Raw genomic sequence first — 20,896 nt, forward strand, 5'->3', positions numbered from 1 at the left:
ATTACTATAAAGTGAATTAAATATTACAGATTAGTCACTATTATCAGCATACATTTTATGAAATATTATATGGAATTCTGTTCCTTTTCCTTTTTCACTATTTACATAGATATCTCCATTTTGGCTTTCTATTATGGATTTTGACATTGCAAGACCTATACCTACACTATCTTCTTTTGAACTACTTTTTCCTCTATAAAATCGTTTAAATATATGTGGTATATCTTTTTTATCTATTCCCTCACCATCATCTTTTATTATTAGTTCAGAAAATAATGGATTTTCTTTATATGTCATACTTATATTTCCAAATTCAGGAGTATGCTCTATACAATTTTTAATTATATTCACTAATGCTTCCACAGACCAATCAATATCACCAATATAAGATACATTATCATTTCCTTCTATAGTTAATTTTTGATTTTTAATTTCCATAGGTATTTTCATTGGTTGTATTGCTCTATGTATAAGTTCACTAAATTTTATCTTATCTTTTTTAAACTTTATCACTTTTGCTTCTACTTTTGATAGTTTAAGCATACTTTTAATCAGCCAGTCCATTCTATTTAGTTGATTCTTTATCTTATCCAAAAAATCAATTTTTACTTCGCATGGTATATCATTATATAACAAGTCATTCAACATTATTAAAGAAGTCATAGGAGTTTTTAATTGATGTGATATATCAGAGATTGTATTATTTAAAAATACTTTTTCTGATTTTAAAAGTTCAACCTTTTCATTAAGAATTGTCGTCATCTTCAATAGTTCAGTTTTTAAAAGACCTACCTGACCTTCTTGATTTTTATTTTTCATATCAAATGGTTTTCCTTCTGAACTATAGTAAACATACTTAGTCATATCTGATAAATCATTGTACATTACTTTAAAATAGCTAACAACCAATATAAATATTAAAATAAATATTATACATACCAAGATTATATTTATTTTTATCGTATCTAAAACTAATTTAGAAATTATAGGCTCAGTGTTTATTTTAATAGATTTATCATAATTATACTTACTTAATATTTTCTCTCCATAGTCTATATTTCTTATAGACTTTCCTTGAGTTATTATATCTACTATCTCTCTTTCTAAATTTGGATATTTACTAGACAGTGTTCCTATTATAGCTTGATTATTTTTTACAATCATACCTTTAGTTATATTCATATTGATTATACTAAACCCAATAGATATAGTAATAGCAACAAACATCAAAACAATATACTTACTGAAAAACCTCTTCACTTCTGGATTATATAGAAACATTATTTTCACTTCCTATCCATTTATAACCAAGGCCTCTTACAGTTTCTATGTATATTGGCTCACATAAGTCATCACCTATTTTTTCTCTAAGTCTTTTTATATAAACAGTTAGAGTATTATCATTTACAAAATCATACGTTACATCCCAAAGTTTTTCCAATATTTGAGTTCTACTTAAAACTGTATTTTTATTCTGTATAAGAATTAGAAGAAGTTTATATTCAACTGATGTCAGAAATATTTCTTTTTCATTTTTATATACTCTAGCTTCTAATGTATATATATTTAACTCCCCAAATTTAAGCATTTTTTTAGCTTCTTCTGAAGTATTGCCTTTTCTTCTTAAAACAGCTTTTATTCTAGATATTAGTTCTCTAATTCTAAAAGGCTTTGTTATATAATCATCTCCACCCATATCAAGACCCATTACAATATTTACTTCTTCATCACAAGCAGTCAAAAATATTATTGGAATTTGAGAGAATTCTCTTGTATATTGACACAATTCATAACCAGTTCCATCTGGTAATGTCACATCCAAAAGTATCATGCTGTATTCATTAGAAGAAATCATTTCTTTTCCACTTAATAAGTCCTTTGCTATATCTACACTAAATCCTTCTTGCTCTAAAGCATACTTTATTCCAAAAGATATAGTACTATCATCCTCAACTATTAATAACTTTAACATAACTATTTCCTTTCTTTTCATTTTGATTTTAAATTATTTACCTATACAGTTTTTATTATACACAAATACCTTATATACTAAAATATATCTAAAATTACAAAATAGTCACAAAGGGTTATTAAAGCTTACAAAAACAAAAATGTAAGTTATTACTTAACTCTCATAAGAATAATACTAATTTCTTCAAGTTAAGTTACAACTTACATTTTAGAAACTTTATGTTAAATAATCTAATATAACTATTTAACTATTTAGAATATAATTTATTCTTCATCATACTTCTTATATTCTTCTTCTTTGTAAATATTGTCTTTTTTATCGTCTTCATGTACATCAATATCATTCTTTATATCTTTAACACTATTTACATATTGCATCATTTCTTCCTGAGATACATGTGGACAATTTTCACAGTTTATTCTTCTTGAATTAAATTCTTTTACTTTTTTTTTAATTCTTCATATTCATAATCCTGTTTTTTGTCTCTACAATCACAGTCATAATCAAATTCGTCATACATATAGTCATCATAGTCACTATTTCTATAATAATTTGTATCAACCATTTGAGAATTAGATTTACGATTTTTTACCATCTTATATACAGCATATGCACCCACACCTGTAAGAACTGCTCCTGTGAACATCATTGGTTTACTCATTCCATCATCTTTTTTATGCATTTGTCTTTTCATTAAATATGTTAACATATTTTTTTCTCCTTTCTAATTTTTATTTATATCTATAGATAGTATCTGTATTATTTTGATAAAAATTAGGTTATTTTTAAATTACAATTTTTACAAATATAAATTTATATTTTGTGTTCGATATTATTTTTTATGTTATACTATATGTATAACAGTCTTTTTCATTTATAAAGCATAATGGAGGTTTTTTATGGTTCTAAATCTAGATTTTAATAGTGATAAATCTATTTATGTACAAATTAAAGAAGAAATAACTAAAGCTATAGCTTCAGGAGAATTGAAAATAAACGAATCACTTCCATCTGTGAGAAGTATGGCCGAAAACATTGGTGTAAATTTACATACAGTGAATAAATCTTATAATGAGCTAAAAGAAGAGGGCTTCTTAAATATTGATAGAAGAAAAGGTGCTATTGTTGCTAAGCTACCAATGAAAATAGACAATTCCACTCGTCAAAAAAATAAGCTTGACTTAGAACTTCTAGTAGCAAAATCTTATTTATCAGGTATCAGCAAAGAAGAATTTTTATCGCTAAGTTCAACTTTATTTGACAAATATGAGGTGAAATACTATGAGTAAGATTGAATGTCTATTTACAATATTCCCAATTTTAATTTTGATGTATGCTACATTTTATTTTATGCCATATTTAGTAGGTAATAAACATATTTATGGAGTTTCTATAGACCAAGAACACAAAAACTATACTAACTTTATAATGCTAGATAAGAAATTCAAAAAACTTTTATCTTTAGGTTTTATTATAGACTTTATATTAGTTTTTATTCTAGTTCTTACATCTGATAAATTAGAATTTTCCTATTTTATTAGTATAACTGGATTTTTATTATATGAAAGTTTATTGTATATTCATACTCATAAAAAGGCTAAAAAGTTTAAATCAGAAATTTATTCTATAGAAGGTCATATAGATATGGATTCAAAATTAATAATAGATATGGATTTCTTAAATAAAAAAGATAAAATAATAAAAAAGTTTAAAATATTATATTTAATACCAATACTACTTGCTTTTGGAATGAGTATTTTTATAGCATCTAATTATAATCAACTGCCAAACTTAATTGTTATAAATTGGAATATAAATGGGACACCTAATTCTTTTATGGAGAAATCATATTTTAATGTGTTTAAATCAATAGGCACTGCATTCTGTTTAATCGTTTTATTATATATAACTTCTATTGGTTCTATAAAGTCAAGAATTAAGATAGATTCAAATAGAATTGAAGAAAGTAGAACTGAAAACATTAAATATCTAAACAAAATTGGTTATTTATTTTTGATATTGATGATTTTAATGACAATACAATTTTTCATTGCTTTTTTATCAATAAAAACAAATTTATCAACTGCTATGACCATAGCAACATTTTTGGTTATAATTTATTTAGTGTTAACATATATTAAGTCTCCAAATTTAAAGTCTAGCTCTTCTTATTCTCCAGAAGATGATGAAAAACATTGGATAGCAGGCATCATATACAATAATCCAAACGACCCATCATTAATGGTTGATAAGAGATTTGGTATTGGTTATACTGTAAATTTTGGAAATCCTATAGGAAAAATAATATATATTGCTATAGCTTTACTTTTAATTTTTTCATTGTTTAGCCTAATAAAATCTCTTTTACTTTAAATACCATAAAAGGTATCTTACTTGTATTATTGGGTATTATATTTTGTAGGATAAGAAATATTTCATATTATCATTGAAATATAGTATTTATATTTTACTAGGAATGGAGATTTGCATAATGTTGTCAAAAGCTGAAATCAAATACTTTAATGAATGTGCTTCTGAAATACTTTCTTCAGAACAAGTACAACTTATGAGAACATTTCCTCATCACGGCGATGTTTCATGTCTTGAACATAGTTTGTCAGTAGCATATTATAGTTATCTATTATGTAAAAAATTGCATCTAAATGTTGATATTCAAAGTGTTATTAGAGGAGCTTTATTACATGACTTTTTCCTTTATGACTGGCATTACAAAGGGGATAGAAAAGGATTACACGGATTTACTCATCCTAAAGAAGCATTAAAAAATGCGAATTTATTTTTTCAAATAAATGAAATGGAAACAGACATAATTTTAAAACATATGTGGCCACTTACAATTACGCCTCCTAGATACAAAGAGGCCTTAATTGTATGTTTGTTGGATAAATTTTGCTGTTTGGTTGAGACTTTAAAGATACATTCTTTACTATCTCCTTACCATGTATAGAATATTTCTTTAGCATAGTTAAAATTTAACTTTAAAGAGGTCTTAAGTATTATAACTTAATACCTCTTTATTATTTTATTCTTTAAAATACTATTTTTTTATAATATCATTGTAAGCAATAATATTTAACCTTGATAACTTACCCTTCTTATAGACATGCTTACTACCTTAAATAACAGTAAACCAGCTATCAGATTTATTAGTATTGCTGGTACTACTGCAACCATAAACAATGCTATAAATGAACCTCCAGGAAGACCTACTATTACTTGAGCAAACAATAAAAATGTAGTTCCACTCACAATAGTTCCTATTGGAAAGATTATTGTAGCTACTATTAAGTCTTGCTTTTTATTACTTAAGTTTTTCATAAATGGTAATTTATAAATTATATACATTATCATGAACATTATATTTATTGTAACAGTTTTATCAAGTATATTTGGAACTTGACCTCCTGGAAATTTAGTTGTTAATGCTGCAAATATTCCTGTCACAATTCCTGCCACTAGACAAATTTTATAATCATCTTTGTTCAATATCATTATTATAAACATCATTGCTAGAGATATATCTGGTTGCATTGGAAGTCCTATAGCAGGTGTAAGTTGATGTATTAATAATCCCATAGCTAAGAGTATAGCATTTAAAGTTAATTTTTTTGTATTTGATTTCATTGTAATAATTCCCCCTAATTTTATTAATATTTATTTTATTTCTTTGCCAATTTTCTAAATCATTTTCATTAGCTTTGAGAGTTCATAACATCTTTTTCACCACCTTTTATCTCATTTATATATTTTTATTTTGAAATTTTTGTAAAATAAAAAACTCCGTCCTAAATTAATAGGACGGAGATTATCCGCGTTGCCACCTAAATTATATAAAAAATAAACATAAACTTATTTCTTATACATCTCATTATCAGGTACTTACATACCTTATTCGCTGTAACGTGCGACTGACGATAAAGTCTACTCTCATAATAATATGATTTCAATTCATTCCTCTAAGGTCCATTCACTATATTCCTTCTTGCTAAGATTCCACCATCCTCAGCTCTCTATCTTGAAGCTAAACATAATTACTCTTCCTTGTCATAGGATTTTTAATTTGCTGTTGCTATTATAATATTCTAAATTTTTATAATTGTCAACTCTAATTTTTATTTTATTTTAAATTTGTAAAAAGCATAGCATAATCTTTGTAAATGTTTTAAAATTTAATTTAATAATCAAAATTAGAAAGGATGATAATATGTTTAGAGAAATGAGATTAAAAAAGAGAGAAATGACAAAAGGAGATACTGTAGAAGTGTTAAAGAATGGTGAATTTGGTACTTTTTCCACTATATCTGAAAATGGCTATCCTTATGGAGTAGCTGTAAACTATGTGTATCTTAATGATTCTATTTACTTCCATTGTGCAAGAAATGGTCATAAATTAGATAATATATCAAAAAACAACAAAGTTTCTTTTTTAGTAGTTGCTAATGAAAATGTTATTCCAGACAAATTTAGTACTACATATTCTAGTGCTATAGTGTTTGGAAAAGCTTCAACTGTAGAAGATGAAGAAAAGAAAAATGCTCTTGTAGAAATCATAAAAAAATATTCTAAAGGATTTTTTGAAGAGGGAATGAAATATATAGAGAAAGACATAAATTTAACAACTGTAGTTAAAATAGAAATCGACCATATTTCTGGCAAAGCTTCACGTTTATAATAACATATTAAAATACCTAAAAGTAGCTATATAGCCACTTTTAGGCACTTTCTTTTGACATTCTTATAGACTAATTCTTTTTAGATAATCTCTTATCCCCAGCTTAACATCATCATTTGGTCTTATATCAGAGTTATCACCTGCTATATGTAGTATTCCATATGCTGGATGTCCTCCTCTTACTGTACATGGAACTGATAAAAGAGTCATTCCCATATGTTGAGCAAATATATTCATTGCTTGCAAAGATAGCTCTCCTCCTCCATGTTGTGAACCTGCTGTGGCAAAACAACCAAATATTTTCCCACTCAAAGGAGCACCTACCCAAATATCAGAAAAACTATCCATAAACATCTTCATTGGTCCAGATACATTTCCATAATATGTTGGCGAACCCATAAATATAGCATCATAGTCTAGCAATTCTTTTCCAGATTTAATTATATTTACACTTTCAAACTCGTCTTTATATTCTTTAGAATTTATTAAATAATATTGAAGAAGTGTTTTTGCAACTTCGTCACTTACTTTAAACATATCTACTTCTATATCCATTTCTTCAAGCACTTCTTTATATGTTCTTGCTAATAAATATGTACTCCCACAAACACTATGAAAAATTACTGCTGCTTTCATCTTTATCCCCCTAAGTAAATTCAAATTTATTTTTTATATAGTATTTTTATAATTAAATACTACTAAATAATACTAAATGGATTCAAATATACATCACTTTTTATTACTTCAATTTCATTAAAGTCTCTCAAAAATCTCTTCATGACATCTTTGAATATATCTTCTGTATCAAAATGACCACAATCTACTATACACATTCCAATATCAAGTGCATCTTGTGCTTCATGATACTTTACATCTCCAGTTATTAATACTTCTGCACCTTGTCTCTTAGCTTTTTTTACAAACTCAGAACCAGCTCCTGTTACAACTGCTACTTTGGTTATATTTGTATTGAGGTTTCCAACTACCCTGATATGTTTCATATTTAATTTTTCTTTTATTTTATTTGAAAGGTCTTCTAATGTCATACTTTCATCAAGTCTACTAACTCTACCTAGACCAAATGTCTTCCCTTTATTTTCTAACTTGTACAAATCATATGCTACTTCTTCATAAGGATGTGCATCCAACATAGAACTTATTACCCCACCTAAAAGCTTCTGTGGCACTACAGTTTCAATTTTAACCTCATTTACAACTTCTATATCATTTATGCTTCCAAGAAACGGATTGGAGCCTTCTAATGGCTTAAACTGTCCTTCACCTTCTATTGAAAATGCACAATCACTATAATTTCCTATATGACCTGCTCCTGAATTACTTAAAACTCTTTTCAATTCATCTGAATAATTACATGGTACATATACTGCAAGTTTATATAAAGTCTCGCTTTCAGTCACATCTAAAACCTTTGAGTTACCAAATTCCATAATCTCCATAAAATAGTCATTTAGACCACCAAATGCTATGTCAAAGTTGGTATGCATAGAATAAAGTGCTATATCATTTTTAATAAGTTTTTGTATAAGCCTACCTTTTAAATCTGCACTATTAATCTTATTAATTTTCCCAAATATAAAAGGATGATGTGTCACAATTAAATCTATGTTTTTTGAGATGGCTTCATCAATAACATTTTCATTAGCTTCCAAAGATACTAATACTTTTTTTACATCCATATCAAAATCTCCAACTATAAGACCTACATTGTCCCAATCCTCAGCTAAGTTTAGAGGATACTTTTTTTCAATTTTTCTAGTTAGACTCTTTAATAACATATATGCCTCCAATTTATTTTATTAAATTTTCAAGTTTTTTTATTGCAGTCTTACTATCTTCTCTCTTCTTGTCTATTGCTTCCCCATTCTTTCCTTCTAGGTTATTAACTATAGCACTATATGTCTTTATCTTTTTTTCTATAAATTCATTAAAAAGAGAGTTCTTATTTTCTAAAAGTTTTATTCCAGTTTCAAAATATATCTCATCTTCTATTATAGTATTTTTACCTGTGTATTTGGCAACTATTATTTCATATATCCTAAAATCTTCTCTCACCAAAACTTCTTCTGAGATTTCATAACCATTATTTAAAAGATAACGTCTGAGTTCTTCTTGTGCTTGCATAGGTTGTAGTATCAATTTTTCTACATTATGCGCCACTTGTTTTTTAGCTTCAAGAAGTTCACTTATCAAAATTCCACCCATACCAGCAATTATTATTTCTTCTATTTCTCCTACTTCAAGAACCTCTATACCAGAACCCAGTCGTAAATCAACCTTATCTAAAAGATTGTTCTGTATGACCTCTTTATGTGCATTGTCAAGAGGCCCTTTATTAACATCTGCCAATACTGCAAATGGTACTCTTCCCTCTTTTAACAAATATACTGGTATATATCCATGGTCAGTTCCTATGTCAGCTATTTTTTTACCATCTGATACCAATGATGCTATTTTTAATAATCTATCTGTTAATTTCAAATATATATCTCCTTTCAATTGCCTTCATTTATAGTCTTTATATTAAATTATAATCATTAAATTAAGGTTATTATAAAAAATAAAATTAAATCTCTACTACAAAATAGCCATGAGATATCACTTATCCCATGGCCTTTATAACAAAAACATTAATGATGTATCTTTTTAATCTAAATAATCTCTAAGTTTTTTTGATCTACTTGGATGTCTTAATTTTCTTAGTGCTTTTGCTTCTATCTGTCTTATTCTTTCCCTAGTTACATCAAACTCTTTTCCAACTTCTTCAAGAGTCCTAGCTCTACCATCTTCAAGGCCAAATCTAAGTTTTAATACTTTTTGCTCTCTATCATTTAATGAGCCAAGTACATCTTCTATTTGTTCTTTTAGTAAAGAATATGCTGCTGCCTCTGCTGGGGCTGGAGCATCATCATCTGGAATAAAGTCTCCTAAATGACTATCTTCTTCTTCTCCTATTGGTGTTTCTAAAGACACAGGGTCTTGAGCTATTTTCATTATTTCTCTTACTTTATCTTCTGTCATTTCCATTTCTTTTGCAATTTCTTCTGGTTTTGGGTCTCTTCCAAGTTCTTGAAGTAGTTGTCTTGATACTCTTATTAGCTTATTTATAGTCTCTACCATATGAACTGGTATTCTTATAGTTCTAGCTTGGTCTGCAATGGCACGTGTTATGGCTTGTCTTATCCACCATGTTGCATAAGTACTAAACTTATATCCTTTTGTATAGTCAAATTTTTCGACTGCTTTTATAAGACCTAAATTTCCCTCTTGTATTAAATCTAAGAAAAGCATACCTCTTCCTACATATCTTTTTGCTATACTTACAACCAATCTTAAGTTTGCCTCAACTAACCTTTGTTTCGCTATCTCATCACCTTCGTGCATTCTCCTAGCAAATTCAACTTCTTCATGTGGTTTAAGTAGAGGAATTTTTCCTATTTCTTTTAGGTACATTCTAACAGGGTCATCTATACTTATCCCTTTTGGTAAAGATAAATCCACAGTTTCTATTTCTATTGCAGAAGAGTCTTCATGTGAAATCGCTTCTGTATCTTCATCCAGGTTGCTAATACTTAAATCATCATCAGTAGTCGAAAAATCTATATCAGCTTTATAATTTTTTGTTTCTGTTATTTCTATTCCCAGATTTCCTAAAGTCTCATAAAGATTCTCTACTTGGTCCTTATCAAGTTCAGTCTCTGAAAAAGCTTCCATTATCTCTGCAAGTGTTAATGAACCTTGCTTTTTTCCTTTTTCTATTAATGTCTTAGCAGTAACTTTTTTTAACTCTTTTTTATTCGATTTATTTTCCACACTCAAACCTCCTTTCTCTACAAGCTCTTTAAAATTTTATTTATATCAACTATTTTTAAAGCAATTTCCATAACTCTACCATCTACCTCTTTCATATCATTATTATTTTCTAATTCTTGTTGCTCTCTCAACAAGCTGTTAATTTGTTCTTCTAATGAATTTTTTCTGATATTTGTTACTATTCCTTCTATTTCTTTTGTGTTCTCTAAGTTTATACTATTCAAAGAAATTGAATTTAATTCTTTTAAGTATTCTTCGGATATGTTTAAACTTTTCAATTTGTCAATAGTTATTTTGTCCAATTCTTGATTTTTAATCATGTAATTTAAAATTTCTTTACTTTCTTTCAATAAAAAATCACTTTCTTCTACTTTTAGTAACGCTATTTCTCTAATTTTTTTATCTTCTAACATTATTTTTATTAGAGTCTCTTCAACTAATTGTTTTCCATCTTGTCTGACTTCGACTTTTTCAATTATTTTTTCTTCTGCTTTCTTTTGATTTTTGTTGTTATATGGCTTATTATAATTTTTACCATACACTTCTCTCTTTATAGACTCGACATTAATATCTATTTGATTGCTTAAATACTTTGTATAAAAATCAATTTCAACAGGACTTGTCAATTGTTTTATAATCTTAGAAGCTTCTTTTGCGAACTTCACTCGTTCTTCATCTTTTTGAATATTAAATTCTTTTTTAAGATGATCTATTTTATATTTTATGTAGTGAGTAGAAACATCCATAGCTTTTTTATAATCATTAAGTCCATATTTTCTTACAAATTCATCTGGGTCTTTAGCATCTTTTAAATCCAATACTTTTACATTAATACCTAATTTAGTAAGTATATCCATAGCTCTTAAAGTTGCTTTTATTCCTGGTTCATCAGAATCATAAGATATAATAGCAGTGTCCGCATATCTCTTTATTAAAATGCCTTGTTGTTCAGTCAAGGCTGTTCCAAGGGTTGCTACTACATTTCTTATGCCATACTGATAAAGCGAAATTAAATCCATATATCCTTCAACTAAGACTATAGTTTTACTCTCTAAATTTTTTCTAGCAAAGTTTAATCCATATAAGTTCTGTTTTTTATTAAAAATTATTGTGTCTGGAGAATTTAAGTATTTTGGCAAAGAATCATCTAATACTCTTCCCCCAAATCCTATTATATTTCCTCTATAATCGAATATAGGAAACATAACTCTATTTCTAAATTTATCATAGCAATTAGTTCCATCTCTGTTTTTTGCAATTAGACCGCACTCCAATAAATCTTGTTTTTTATATCCTTTACTGATTAAAGTATTCATAAGTGAATTCCATGAATCTAAAGAAAATCCTAAACCAAATTTCTTAATAATTTTATCATCTAGTCCTCTTATTCTTAGATATTCATACCCAAGATTTTTACTTCCCAACAAGTTTGAAAGATAAAATCTAGCAGCTTCTGTGTGAATATCTTGGAATTTTTTAGATTTTTCTATTTTAATTCTAGTCTCTTCATTCATGTTAGTGTTAATTTCTATACCACATTTATTTGCTAAAATTTTTACAGCATCCATAAAATCCAAATTTTCCATTTTCATGACGAAATTTATTACATCTCCACCTTCTCCACATCCAAAACATTTATAAATTTGTTTTGATGTGTTTATATAAAAAGATGGTGTCTTTTCACCATGAAATGGACATAATCCTTTATAATTAGCTCCAGATTGTTTTATATTCATATATTCAGATATTATACTTGCTATATCACATCTAGCCTTTATTTCTTCAATAATGTCTTTTATATCATTCATATTATCACCTTCTGGTGTAATTTTTTGTGTTAACATTTCTATTCTACACTATATTCTAAATTTGTCAATCACTCAATATACAGAATTCGACTTTTTTTATTGATATCCTTCTTATTAATCAAAAAATTTTTATTTTTTATATTAATTATATCAATATTAAGTCTTTATTTATATCAAATGGTCTAACTATTAAATTATATATAACCTGTAAATTCGTATCAATAACCATTACGAATAAAAAAGAGGCTTTTGCCTCTTTTAATAATTCTTAATTGATTCCATTAAATCTTCAAACTCATCAAAACAAAGAGATTGGGCACCATCTGATAGAGCATTTTCTGGGTCAGGGTGCACTTCTACCATTATTCCATCAGCTCCACATGCAAGTGATGCCATTGACATAGGTTTTATCAAGTATCTAATTCCAGTAGCATGACTTGGATCTACCACAACAGGAAGACCTGTTTCTTTTTGGATAATAGGTACAGCAGCTAAATCTAATGTATTTCTAGTATAATCATTATATGTTCTTATACCTCTCTCACACATTATAATATTGCTATTTCCTTCTATTGCTATATATTCTGCAGCACCTATCCATTCAGTAATTGTCGATGCTATTCCTCTTTTTAACATAACAGGTTTGTTTTGTCTTCCTACTTCACTTAAAAGTGTAAAGTTTTGCATATTTCTTGAGCCAATTTGAATTATATCACTTATACTATACAGGTCGTCCATATCTCTTACATCCATAAGTTCTGTAATAACAGCTATGCCAACCTCTTTTTTGACTGCTTTTAATATTTCAAGACCTTCTTTTTTTAATCCTTGAAATGAGTTTGGTGATGTTCTTGGCTTATATGCTCCACCTCTTAAAATATTTGCACCATGACTTTTTACAAATTTAGCAGTCATTAAAAGTTGCTCATAACTCTCTATTGCACATGGTCCAGCTATTATAAGTTTGTCTTTTTTTACAACTATCTCTTTATTATTTGTTTTTATCTCTATTTTTGAATTACCATTAAATAGGTTTTCTTTCATAACCTACAAGCTCCTTTACTTCTTCTCTTTCTTCAGCAGATAGGAGGTTTAAATGTTCTTTTATTGATTTTTCATTTATTAGAAGTTCTTCATTTAAATCCATAAGTGGTATCAAAACGAAAGCTCTGTCTTGAATCCTTGGATGAGGTATTAATAGTTTTTCGTCAGTAGAGACTACATCATTAAAAAATAGTATATCTACATCTATAGTTCTTGGACCCCAGCGTACTATTCTCTCTCTGTGTAGTTCTCTCTCTATTTTTTGACAATATTCTAACAACTCATATGGTTCAAACTCTGTTTCTATTTCTACACACATATTTAGAAAATCTGCTTGTTCTGTATATCCCCATGGTTTTGTTTCATATAATCCTGATTCTTTTACATTATAGATAGATTCACTATTTCTTAAAAGCTCACATGCCTCTGATAAATTATTAAATCTATCCCCCATATTAGTACCTATTCCCAAATAAGCCTTATTCATCTCTTGTTCTCCTTATCTCAACACCAAAATAGTCATAAATTCCATTCACAGGAGCTTCTGGTTTTCTAACCCTAACCATGACTCCATTTATAAGCACAAATTTATTTAAGACCTCTTCTGCAATATTTTCTGCTAAAGCCTCCAAAAGATTAAATTGTTTATTTTCAGTAATATCCTTAACAACACTGTAAACCTCAGCATAGTTTACAGATTTATTTATATCATCACTAAGTCCAGCCTCTCTTGAATCAACATAAAGCTCCATGTCGATAAAAAATTTCTGACCTAGAAAATTTTCTTCTTTAAGCACACCATGATATCCATAGAATCCTAGATTACTAAGTAATATTTTATCCATTATATTATACCTACTTTCTATATATTGCATCAGTCATTCTAGCTGCCATTAAGTTTTCATAAACATCGTGTACTCTAACTATATCTACACCATCTCTTATACCTAGTACAGTAGTAGCTATTGTACCTTCCAATCTTTTTTTTGGTTCAACTGGAAGGACCTTACCTATTACCGATTTTCTAGATGTGCCAAGTAAAATAGGATAGCTTAAGTCTTTCAATTCGCCTAACCTTCTTAATACTTCTATATTCTGTTCAAAATCCTTACCAAATCCTATTCCTGGGTCAAGTACTATTTTTTCTTTTTTTACTCCACAGCTAATTGCCATTTCTATGCTTTCTTCAAAAAAGTCCTTTATTGACTCCATTATATCTTTTTCATATTTTGTCCCATCTTGATTGTGCATTATACATACTTCTGCATCATATTTACCTATTACAGAGGCCATATTTTTATCTTTTCTAAGACCCCAAACATCATTTACCATAGTAACACCTAATTTTAGTGCTTCTTCTGCAACATCTGCCTTATAAGTATCTATTGATATTGGTATATCTAATTCTTGTTTAAGTTTTTTTATTACAGGGATTACTCTTCTTAGTTCTTCATCTGAGTCTACATAACTATGACCTGGACGTGTAGATTCTCCTCCTAAGTCTATTATATCAGCGCCTTGGTCAACCATATCTTTTGCGTGTTTTATTGCTATGTCTAAGTTATTAAAATCTCCTCCATCTGAAAAACTATCTGGAGTTACATTTAATATTCCCATTATATAAGTTCTTTTACCATAATCAAACACAATTACTGACACTCCCTTAAATTAAATTTTATATCTCAACAAATGATTATATCTACAACAACTACTATTTCATAGTAATAAGACTCATCGCCTCAGCTCTAGATGCAATATCCTTTTCAAATATACCTCTTACTGCTGATGTAACAGTTTTTGAACCTGGCTTTTTCACACCCCTCATTGTCATACACATATGCTCTGCTTCCACTACAACTAAAACACCATAAGGCTGTAATTCTTCCATTATTATATCTGCAGCATTTTTAGTAATTCTTTCTTGTAATTGTGGTCTTTTTGCCAATGTATCTATTACTCTAGCAAGTTTAGAAAGACCTGTAAGTCTTCCTCCTTTTGGTAAATAAGCAATATGAGCTTTTCCAAAAAAAGGAACTAAGTGATGTTCACAACATGAATAGAATGGAATATCTTTTACCAAGACTAATTCTTCATGTTTCTCATCTGCAAAAAGAACTTTTAAATGGTCTCTTGGTTCTTCAGCAAGACCTGAAAATATCTCTTCATACATTCTAGCAACTCTATTTGGAGTCTCAATTAGACCTTCTCTATCTGGGTCTTCTCCAATTGCCTCCAATATTTCCCTTACTGCATGTTGTATCTTTTCTTTATCAACTTTATTCATTTAAACTCCCCCCATTGATTTGTGACTAGAAGATTAGTTTTATAATCTCTTTTGTCTCAATTTCTTTAAAAATATAATTATACACATCTAAAAGTTTTTGATAGTCATAACTTTCACTTACCTTTGATACTAGTTCAAAAAGCTCATTATTTTCTTTTTCCAAAACTTTTAGCAATTTTTTATCTTTTGGTACCCAATTATCATTTATATTAAAGTACCCAATTATTATATCTTTTAAATATAAATTCGTCAAAAAATGATATTCAAAAGCATCAAATTTTTCTTTATTTTTTAAATTTGATATTTTTCCCCCAATATCTTGTTTTAAAAAAGACTTTTCTTCCAGTGACATTTTTTTAGGCCCTTTTAGGTAAATATCCCTACTTATATCCTTTATATTCTTTGATATCTTCTCTTTATCAAATAGAACTTTAGCATCCTTCATCTCTTTAATAAAGAAATACTCTCTATCTGATAATAATTTTTTTACACCATCTCTTGAAAAATAGTTTATGTCAAATTCTATTCCCTCTTTTTCAAACAGTACTCGCTCTTGTTTTTCCCCTTTTTTTACAAAAACGAATATATCAATATCATTTATTTCTACATCGTGAAGAGTAAAATCTAAGTCTTTACTAGAACCAACCAAAAATACTGCTAAAGTATTTGGATTTTCTATTATCGTTGTTATCTCTTCACTATATACCTTATAAACACAACTTATCATTTCTTATCTCCAACAAATTGTTAATATTTTAATTTACTTTAAATATTCTACTATTTTATCGAAAATAGCATTTTTTTCATAAAATTTTATTTTGTCAATTTCTGTAACTTTCATAGCTCCCATAAGACTATTTGTGACAAAAACAAAATCAAAACTACTAATTTCTGATATATTAATTTCATTTTCTACCAACTCTATATGTAATTCGTCACAAATATTTATAATCCTCTTTTTTATTATTCCATTTAATATTGGTAATTTACCACTAGGAGTGTATACTATTTCTTCTTTTATAAAAAATATATTACTCATAGAGCATTCTAAGATTACACCCACTGAATTTACAAATATACCATCATCATAACCATCTTTATTTGCAAAATTTTTAGTATATATATTTTCAAAATAATTTGTAGTTTTATGTCTATGAATCAAACTATCTCCTCTAATGATTGGTGAGACAGTTAACTTAAAGCCATTTTCATATGTTTCTTGATTATATGGGATATCTCTGATAGATATATTATAACCTTTATCAAAAACAGTAATTCTAAGTGCTTTATCAACAATAGTTTCTTTTTTTATATATGTATTAATCTCATTTATCAAGAAGTCTTTTTCATGCTTTATATCTAGTTCTAAACACCTTATTGAATTAAGCATTCTTTCTATATGAAGATTTAAATCTATTGCTATACCATGTTCAACTTTAATAGTTTCAAATAAACCAATTCCAAACTTACTTAAACTGCTATCAAAACCTACATTATTCTTCATAATAACCCCTCAAAGCCTTCATTATAGATTTTGCTTTATCCATTGTTTCTTGATATTCTTCATCTGGGTCAGAATCCCAAGTCATTCCTCCTCCAACTTGGAAATAAACCTTTCTATCATCTTTTATTATTGTTCTAATTGCTATATTAAAATCCATATCACCATTAAAACCTATATAACCTATTGAACCAGTATATACACTTCTTTGTGTTGGCTCCAATTCATCTATAATTTCCATTGCTCTAATCTTAGGTGCTCCTGTTATAGAACCACCTGGAAAAGTAGCTTTTATTATATCAGTAGCATCCTTATCGTCTTTTAATTCACCTACAACTGTTGAAACTAAGTGATTTACATTTGCATATGGTTCAATTACAAATAGTTCTGGAACTTTTACACTTCCTGTTTTAGATATTCTACCAATATCATTTCTTTCTAAGTCCACTATCATAAGTAATTCAGCTCTATCTTTTTCACTATTTTTAAGTTCTTGTTGAAGCTTTAAGTCTTCTTCCCTATCCTTACCTCTTGGACGAGTACCTTTTATTGGTCTAGTTTCTATTTTCTTATCAATACATCTTATAAATCTTTCTGGAGAGTTTGATAATATATGTACATCATCAAAGTTTAAAAATGCTCCAAATGGTGCTGGACTAAATCTTCTTAAATCTCTGTATAGTTCAAAGCTTGTAAGTTCTGTTTCTCCACTGAACCTTTGTGTTAAGTTTGCTTGGTATATATCCCCTTGTCTTATGTACTCTCTAACATTTTGAACTGCATTTTTAAATTCTTTCTTTGTGAAATTAGATTTAAGTCTTATAGGTTTAACTTCTTTTTCTTGATAACATATATTATCTATGCCTTTTTCTTCTTCTTTTAGTATTTTTTGTTCGATGTCATCAACTATCTTTTCTTCTAATTTCATATCTATATTTGGAGTGGCTATGTAAGTTTTTTCCATAAGATGGTCTACAACTATTACATGATTGTACAAACCAAAATACATATCAGGCATCCCAATATCATCTATAGCACTTCTAGGCAATTCTTCCATATAATTACCTAAATCATAAGACAAATATCCTACAGCTCCTCCTATAAATGGAAGGTTAGTATCATTTTTAGCTCTATATTTATTTAGTTCTTCTTTTAAAAATTCTAATGGATTTTCGTCAGTATCTTTATATTTTAATACCTTAAATGGCTTACTACTTATAAAAGAATATCTTCCTAATTTTTCTTTATCCATAGCACTGTCTAATATAAAACTGTCATGTTCGTTTCTAAAAATAGTAAATATCTCAAAAGAATTAAGTTTAGTGTTTATCTCTCTTATCATATTACATATGTATCCTTTCTCTAGCTTCTGTTATAAAGTTTTTCAGCATCTCATGACCATACTCTGATAAAATAGCTTCTGGATGAAATTGTACTCCTTCTATTAAGTATTTTTTATGTCTAATTCCCATTATTTCACCTTTATCAGTTGTTGCTGTAACTTCTAGTTCTTCAGGAACTTTATTAGAATCAATTATTAGTGAATGATACCTAGTGACATTCAAAGGATTCTTAAGACCACTAAAAACCCCTTTATTAATATGGTTTATACTATGCACCTTTCCATGTACAGGTTGCTGTGCCTTTATAATATCTCCTCCAAAAACATGTCCAATAGTTTGGTGACCCAAACAAATTCCTAGTATAGGCTTTTTCCCTTTAAAATAGTTAACAATATCTATGCAAACACCAGCTTCTTTTGGAGAACATGGTCCTGGAGATAATACAATTACCTCTGGATTAAGTTCTTCAATATCACTTATTTTGATTTCATTATTTCTCTTTACTACGACTATTTCCCCTAATTCTTCTATGTATTGTACTAGGTTATACACAAAAGAATCATAATTGTCTATCATTAGAATCATACTAAAATCCCCCCCTAAAAATTATTTTATTAACTCAGAAACTGTTACGAATTTAAAGCCTTTTTCCATCATTTTTGGGATAAACATATCTAAAGCTTCAACTGTATCATTAGTTGCATAATCGTGTAAAAGTATTATATCTCCATTTTGTACTTTATTAATTATTTTATCAGCAATACTGTTAGCTCCAGGATTTTTCCAGTCCTTCACATCTACACCTGTCCATAAAACAACTTTATAGTCATGCTTTTTTGCAATTTCTACTAAGTCTTTTTCTCTATAACTTCCAAATGGTGGTCTAAATAATGTAGGTTTCTTTCCAGTCACTTCTTTTAAGATATCTTCACACTTAACAATCTCCTCTTCTATCTGATTAGAACTTAAATTACTTATATCAGGGTGATTAAAAGTGTGATTTCCTATTTCATGCCCTTCTTTACTAGCTCTCACTAATGGTTCTTTATACCATTGAGCATGTTTACCAGCTATAAAAAAAGTAGCTTTTACATTGTATTTCTTTAATACATCTAAAACTTGGCTAGTTTCTTTTGGATGTGGTCCATCATCAAAGGTAATTGCTATTAACTTTTTTTCCCTTGAACCATGCTTAATTAAAACATTTCCATTAGTATCTGTCATCAAAGCAGAGACCTTACCAAAATTAGATACTAGTATTATTCCACAAAACAAGACTATCGCTACTAAACACTTATATGTTGTCCTCTTTTTCCATGGTGTCATTTTTAAACTTCCTTTCAAACATTTTAGTTATTTATAAAAATTTTGAGTGTAATATGTTTTATAGCTTCCTCCAAATATTACTCCAACTCCAATATTATTATAATTCCCCAAAATATTTTTTCTATGTCCTTCAGAATTCATCCAAGCTTCATGTGCATATATTGCGTTAATTTGCCCCGCTGCTATGTTTTCCCCAGCCGAAGTATATACGATTCCCTCCCTTTTCATTCTATCAAATGGAGTTTCATTATTTTTATTTATATGGTCAAAAAAATTATTATCTCTCATATCTTCACTATGCTTTCTTGAACTCAAAGTAGCTTGTTCACTGTATATTAGTGAATTTAATCCTCTTTGATTCCTAACACTATTTACAAGGTCTATAACTTCTAGTTCAAAACATTTTTTAAGCTCTTCTCTATCATCTGGATATAATTCTTTAAACTCATCTTCAGTACTTTTATCAATTATTAAATATGAACAAACTCTATTTTTTTCATGAATATCGTAGAAAATTGTAATATACTTGCCTTCTTTACTTATTATATCATATTGATTTTCTGAGTTTATTATATATCTAGTATTTCCTTTTCTCTTATATTTTAATGGTGTAATCTTAGTTCTCACTGTTTGCCTATCTTGATTTATTTTTATATCTTGGTTTTCACATGAATTCATAGAATTACTGTAAAGTGCTACTACCTCATTATTTTCAACACCAACCATTGCAAATTCTTTTCCATATTGATTATATACATACCAATCAAAGCCATACTCACTAGTATCAATTCTTCCAGGTTTCCCAATACTTGATAATACTTGATTTAAATTGTCTCCCAGACTTATTTTTTCAAAACTCTTTATATCTGATTCATCTAGATTTTCATTTTCAGTATTATTCAATTGTAAATTTTGATTTTTTTCTTTTTTATCTTTTTTTGAATTGTCACCTATATTTATCTTGTCTAAAAATTCATTCCATATTTCACTTTGAGAAATTTTTTCTTTTAAATCATATACTTCCTCTAACAATTCAGGACTATAAAATAAAACAATAAGTATTACCAACACTAATGCAATTAATTTCTTCAATA

24 protein-coding genes and 1 other annotated feature are annotated in these 20,896 nt (G+C 28.1%); of the genes, 4 read left to right on the forward strand and 20 right to left on the reverse strand.

What is annotated here, in order from left to right:
- Positions 1–30: 30 nt before the first annotated feature.
- The 3 genes from Q3304_RS04925 to Q3304_RS04935 all read right to left on the reverse strand — a co-directional run bounded on the left by Q3304_RS04925 (position 31) and on the right by Q3304_RS04935 (position 2,681).
- The gene (locus Q3304_RS04925; RefSeq protein ID WP_407814105.1) at positions 31–1,281 is read right to left on the reverse strand and encodes a sensor histidine kinase; all 1,251 of its coding nucleotides are present in this window, start codon (positions 1,279–1,281) and stop codon (positions 31–33) included.
- The gene (locus Q3304_RS04930) at positions 1,268–1,993 is read right to left on the reverse strand and encodes a response regulator transcription factor (protein WP_407814104.1); all 726 of its coding nucleotides are present in this window, start codon (positions 1,991–1,993) and stop codon (positions 1,268–1,270) included. Before Q3304_RS04930 ends, Q3304_RS04925 begins: the two co-directional genes overlap by 14 nt.
- 418 nt (positions 1,994–2,411) lie before the next feature.
- Complete coding sequence (locus tag Q3304_RS04935; protein ID WP_407814103.1) at positions 2,412–2,681, reverse strand: hypothetical protein; 270 nt, start codon at positions 2,679–2,681, stop codon at positions 2,412–2,414.
- Between the two features lie 190 nt (positions 2,682–2,871).
- Here Q3304_RS04935 and Q3304_RS04940 point away from each other — a divergent pair, with 190 nt between their 5' ends.
- The 3 genes from Q3304_RS04940 to Q3304_RS04950 all read left to right on the forward strand — a co-directional run bounded on the left by Q3304_RS04940 (position 2,872) and on the right by Q3304_RS04950 (position 4,940).
- Positions 2,872–3,261 carry a GntR family transcriptional regulator gene (locus Q3304_RS04940; RefSeq protein WP_054269944.1) on the forward strand — a complete coding sequence of 130 codons (390 nt, stop codon included), beginning with the start codon at positions 2,872–2,874 and terminating at the stop codon, positions 3,259–3,261.
- Complete coding sequence (locus Q3304_RS04945) at positions 3,254–4,345, forward strand: DUF5808 domain-containing protein (RefSeq protein ID WP_407814102.1); 1,092 nt, start codon at positions 3,254–3,256, stop codon at positions 4,343–4,345. The genes Q3304_RS04940 and Q3304_RS04945 overlap by 8 nt, the downstream gene beginning before the upstream one ends.
- A gap of 118 nt (positions 4,346–4,463) precedes the next feature.
- Complete coding sequence (locus tag Q3304_RS04950; protein WP_054269942.1) at positions 4,464–4,940, forward strand: HD domain-containing protein; 477 nt, start codon at positions 4,464–4,466, stop codon at positions 4,938–4,940.
- 125 nt (positions 4,941–5,065) lie between these two features.
- Here Q3304_RS04950 and Q3304_RS04955 read toward each other — a convergent pair whose 3' ends face one another.
- On the reverse strand, positions 5,066–5,617 hold the full coding sequence (locus Q3304_RS04955) for a tryptophan transporter (protein ID WP_407814101.1): 552 nt from the start codon (positions 5,615–5,617) through the stop codon (positions 5,066–5,068).
- A 167-nt stretch (positions 5,618–5,784) separates the two neighbouring features.
- Positions 5,785–6,050, reverse strand: a binding site (T-box leader).
- A gap of 147 nt (positions 6,051–6,197) precedes the next feature.
- Between Q3304_RS04955 and Q3304_RS04960 the strand changes: the two genes are divergently transcribed.
- A complete protein-coding gene (locus Q3304_RS04960; RefSeq protein ID WP_407814100.1) occupies positions 6,198–6,665 on the forward strand; it encodes a pyridoxamine 5'-phosphate oxidase family protein in 468 nt (155 codons plus the stop codon).
- 63 nt (positions 6,666–6,728) lie between these two features.
- Here the strand turns inward: Q3304_RS04960 and Q3304_RS04965 are convergent, their stop codons facing one another.
- The 16 genes from Q3304_RS04965 to Q3304_RS05040 all read right to left on the reverse strand — a co-directional run bounded on the left by Q3304_RS04965 (position 6,729) and on the right by Q3304_RS05040 (position 20,894).
- Positions 6,729–7,301 (reverse strand): flavodoxin family protein, encoded by a 573-nt coding sequence (locus tag Q3304_RS04965; RefSeq protein ID WP_054269939.1) that lies wholly within the window; start codon positions 7,299–7,301, stop codon positions 6,729–6,731.
- 62 nt (positions 7,302–7,363) lie between these two features.
- Complete coding sequence (locus Q3304_RS04970; protein WP_407814099.1) at positions 7,364–8,461, reverse strand: Nif3-like dinuclear metal center hexameric protein; 1,098 nt, start codon at positions 8,459–8,461, stop codon at positions 7,364–7,366.
- Between the two features lie 13 nt (positions 8,462–8,474).
- Positions 8,475–9,164 (reverse strand): tRNA (adenine(22)-N(1))-methyltransferase, encoded by a 690-nt coding sequence (locus Q3304_RS04975; protein ID WP_407814098.1) that lies wholly within the window; start codon positions 9,162–9,164, stop codon positions 8,475–8,477.
- Positions 9,165–9,329: 165 nt separating this feature from the next.
- Entirely contained in the window at positions 9,330–10,496 is a 1,167-nt protein-coding gene (rpoD, locus tag Q3304_RS04980; RefSeq protein ID WP_054269936.1) for an RNA polymerase sigma factor RpoD, read from the reverse strand.
- A 17-nt stretch (positions 10,497–10,513) separates the two neighbouring features.
- A complete protein-coding gene (dnaG, locus tag Q3304_RS04985) occupies positions 10,514–12,340 on the reverse strand; it encodes a DNA primase (protein ID WP_227832485.1) in 1,827 nt (608 codons plus the stop codon).
- A gap of 222 nt (positions 12,341–12,562) precedes the next feature.
- Positions 12,563–13,348, reverse strand: a complete 786-nt coding sequence (gene aroF / locus Q3304_RS04990) for a 3-deoxy-7-phosphoheptulonate synthase (RefSeq protein ID WP_219673528.1) — start codon at positions 13,346–13,348, stop codon at positions 12,563–12,565.
- Complete coding sequence (gene folK / locus Q3304_RS04995; protein WP_054269933.1) at positions 13,329–13,835, reverse strand: 2-amino-4-hydroxy-6-hydroxymethyldihydropteridine diphosphokinase; 507 nt, start codon at positions 13,833–13,835, stop codon at positions 13,329–13,331. Before folK ends, aroF begins: the two co-directional genes overlap by 20 nt.
- Complete coding sequence (gene folB / locus Q3304_RS05000; protein ID WP_054269969.1) at positions 13,828–14,193, reverse strand: dihydroneopterin aldolase; 366 nt, start codon at positions 14,191–14,193, stop codon at positions 13,828–13,830. The genes folK and folB overlap by 8 nt, the downstream gene beginning before the upstream one ends.
- Before the next feature lie 10 nt (positions 14,194–14,203).
- The gene (gene folP, locus Q3304_RS05005) at positions 14,204–14,995 is read right to left on the reverse strand and encodes a dihydropteroate synthase (protein WP_161803429.1); all 792 of its coding nucleotides are present in this window, start codon (positions 14,993–14,995) and stop codon (positions 14,204–14,206) included.
- A gap of 64 nt (positions 14,996–15,059) precedes the next feature.
- A complete protein-coding gene (gene folE, locus Q3304_RS05010; RefSeq protein ID WP_407814097.1) occupies positions 15,060–15,632 on the reverse strand; it encodes a GTP cyclohydrolase I FolE in 573 nt (190 codons plus the stop codon).
- 25 nt (positions 15,633–15,657) lie between these two features.
- A complete protein-coding gene (locus tag Q3304_RS05015; RefSeq protein ID WP_231300643.1) occupies positions 15,658–16,359 on the reverse strand; it encodes a hypothetical protein in 702 nt (233 codons plus the stop codon).
- Between the two features lie 33 nt (positions 16,360–16,392).
- Entirely contained in the window at positions 16,393–17,136 is a 744-nt protein-coding gene (locus Q3304_RS05020; RefSeq protein WP_407814096.1) for an aminotransferase class IV, read from the reverse strand.
- Positions 17,126–18,475 carry an aminodeoxychorismate synthase component I gene (gene pabB, locus Q3304_RS05025; RefSeq protein WP_407814095.1) on the reverse strand — a complete coding sequence of 450 codons (1,350 nt, stop codon included), beginning with the start codon at positions 18,473–18,475 and terminating at the stop codon, positions 17,126–17,128. Before pabB ends, Q3304_RS05020 begins: the two co-directional genes overlap by 11 nt.
- A 1-nt stretch (position 18,476) precedes the next feature.
- Positions 18,477–19,061, reverse strand: coding sequence for an aminodeoxychorismate/anthranilate synthase component II (locus tag Q3304_RS05030; protein WP_223152499.1), 585 nt, complete (start codon positions 19,059–19,061; stop codon positions 18,477–18,479).
- A gap of 21 nt (positions 19,062–19,082) precedes the next feature.
- A complete protein-coding gene (locus Q3304_RS05035) occupies positions 19,083–19,802 on the reverse strand; it encodes a polysaccharide deacetylase family protein (protein ID WP_167640092.1) in 720 nt (239 codons plus the stop codon).
- Between the two features lie 27 nt (positions 19,803–19,829).
- Complete coding sequence (locus Q3304_RS05040) at positions 19,830–20,894, reverse strand: CAP-associated domain-containing protein (protein WP_231300642.1); 1,065 nt, start codon at positions 20,892–20,894, stop codon at positions 19,830–19,832.
- Between the last annotated feature and the right edge of the window lie 2 nt (positions 20,895–20,896).

This window comes from Clostridioides sp. GD02377, assembly GCF_045899875.1.
GTDB lineage: Bacteria > Bacillota > Clostridia > Peptostreptococcales > Peptostreptococcaceae > Clostridioides > Clostridioides difficile_A.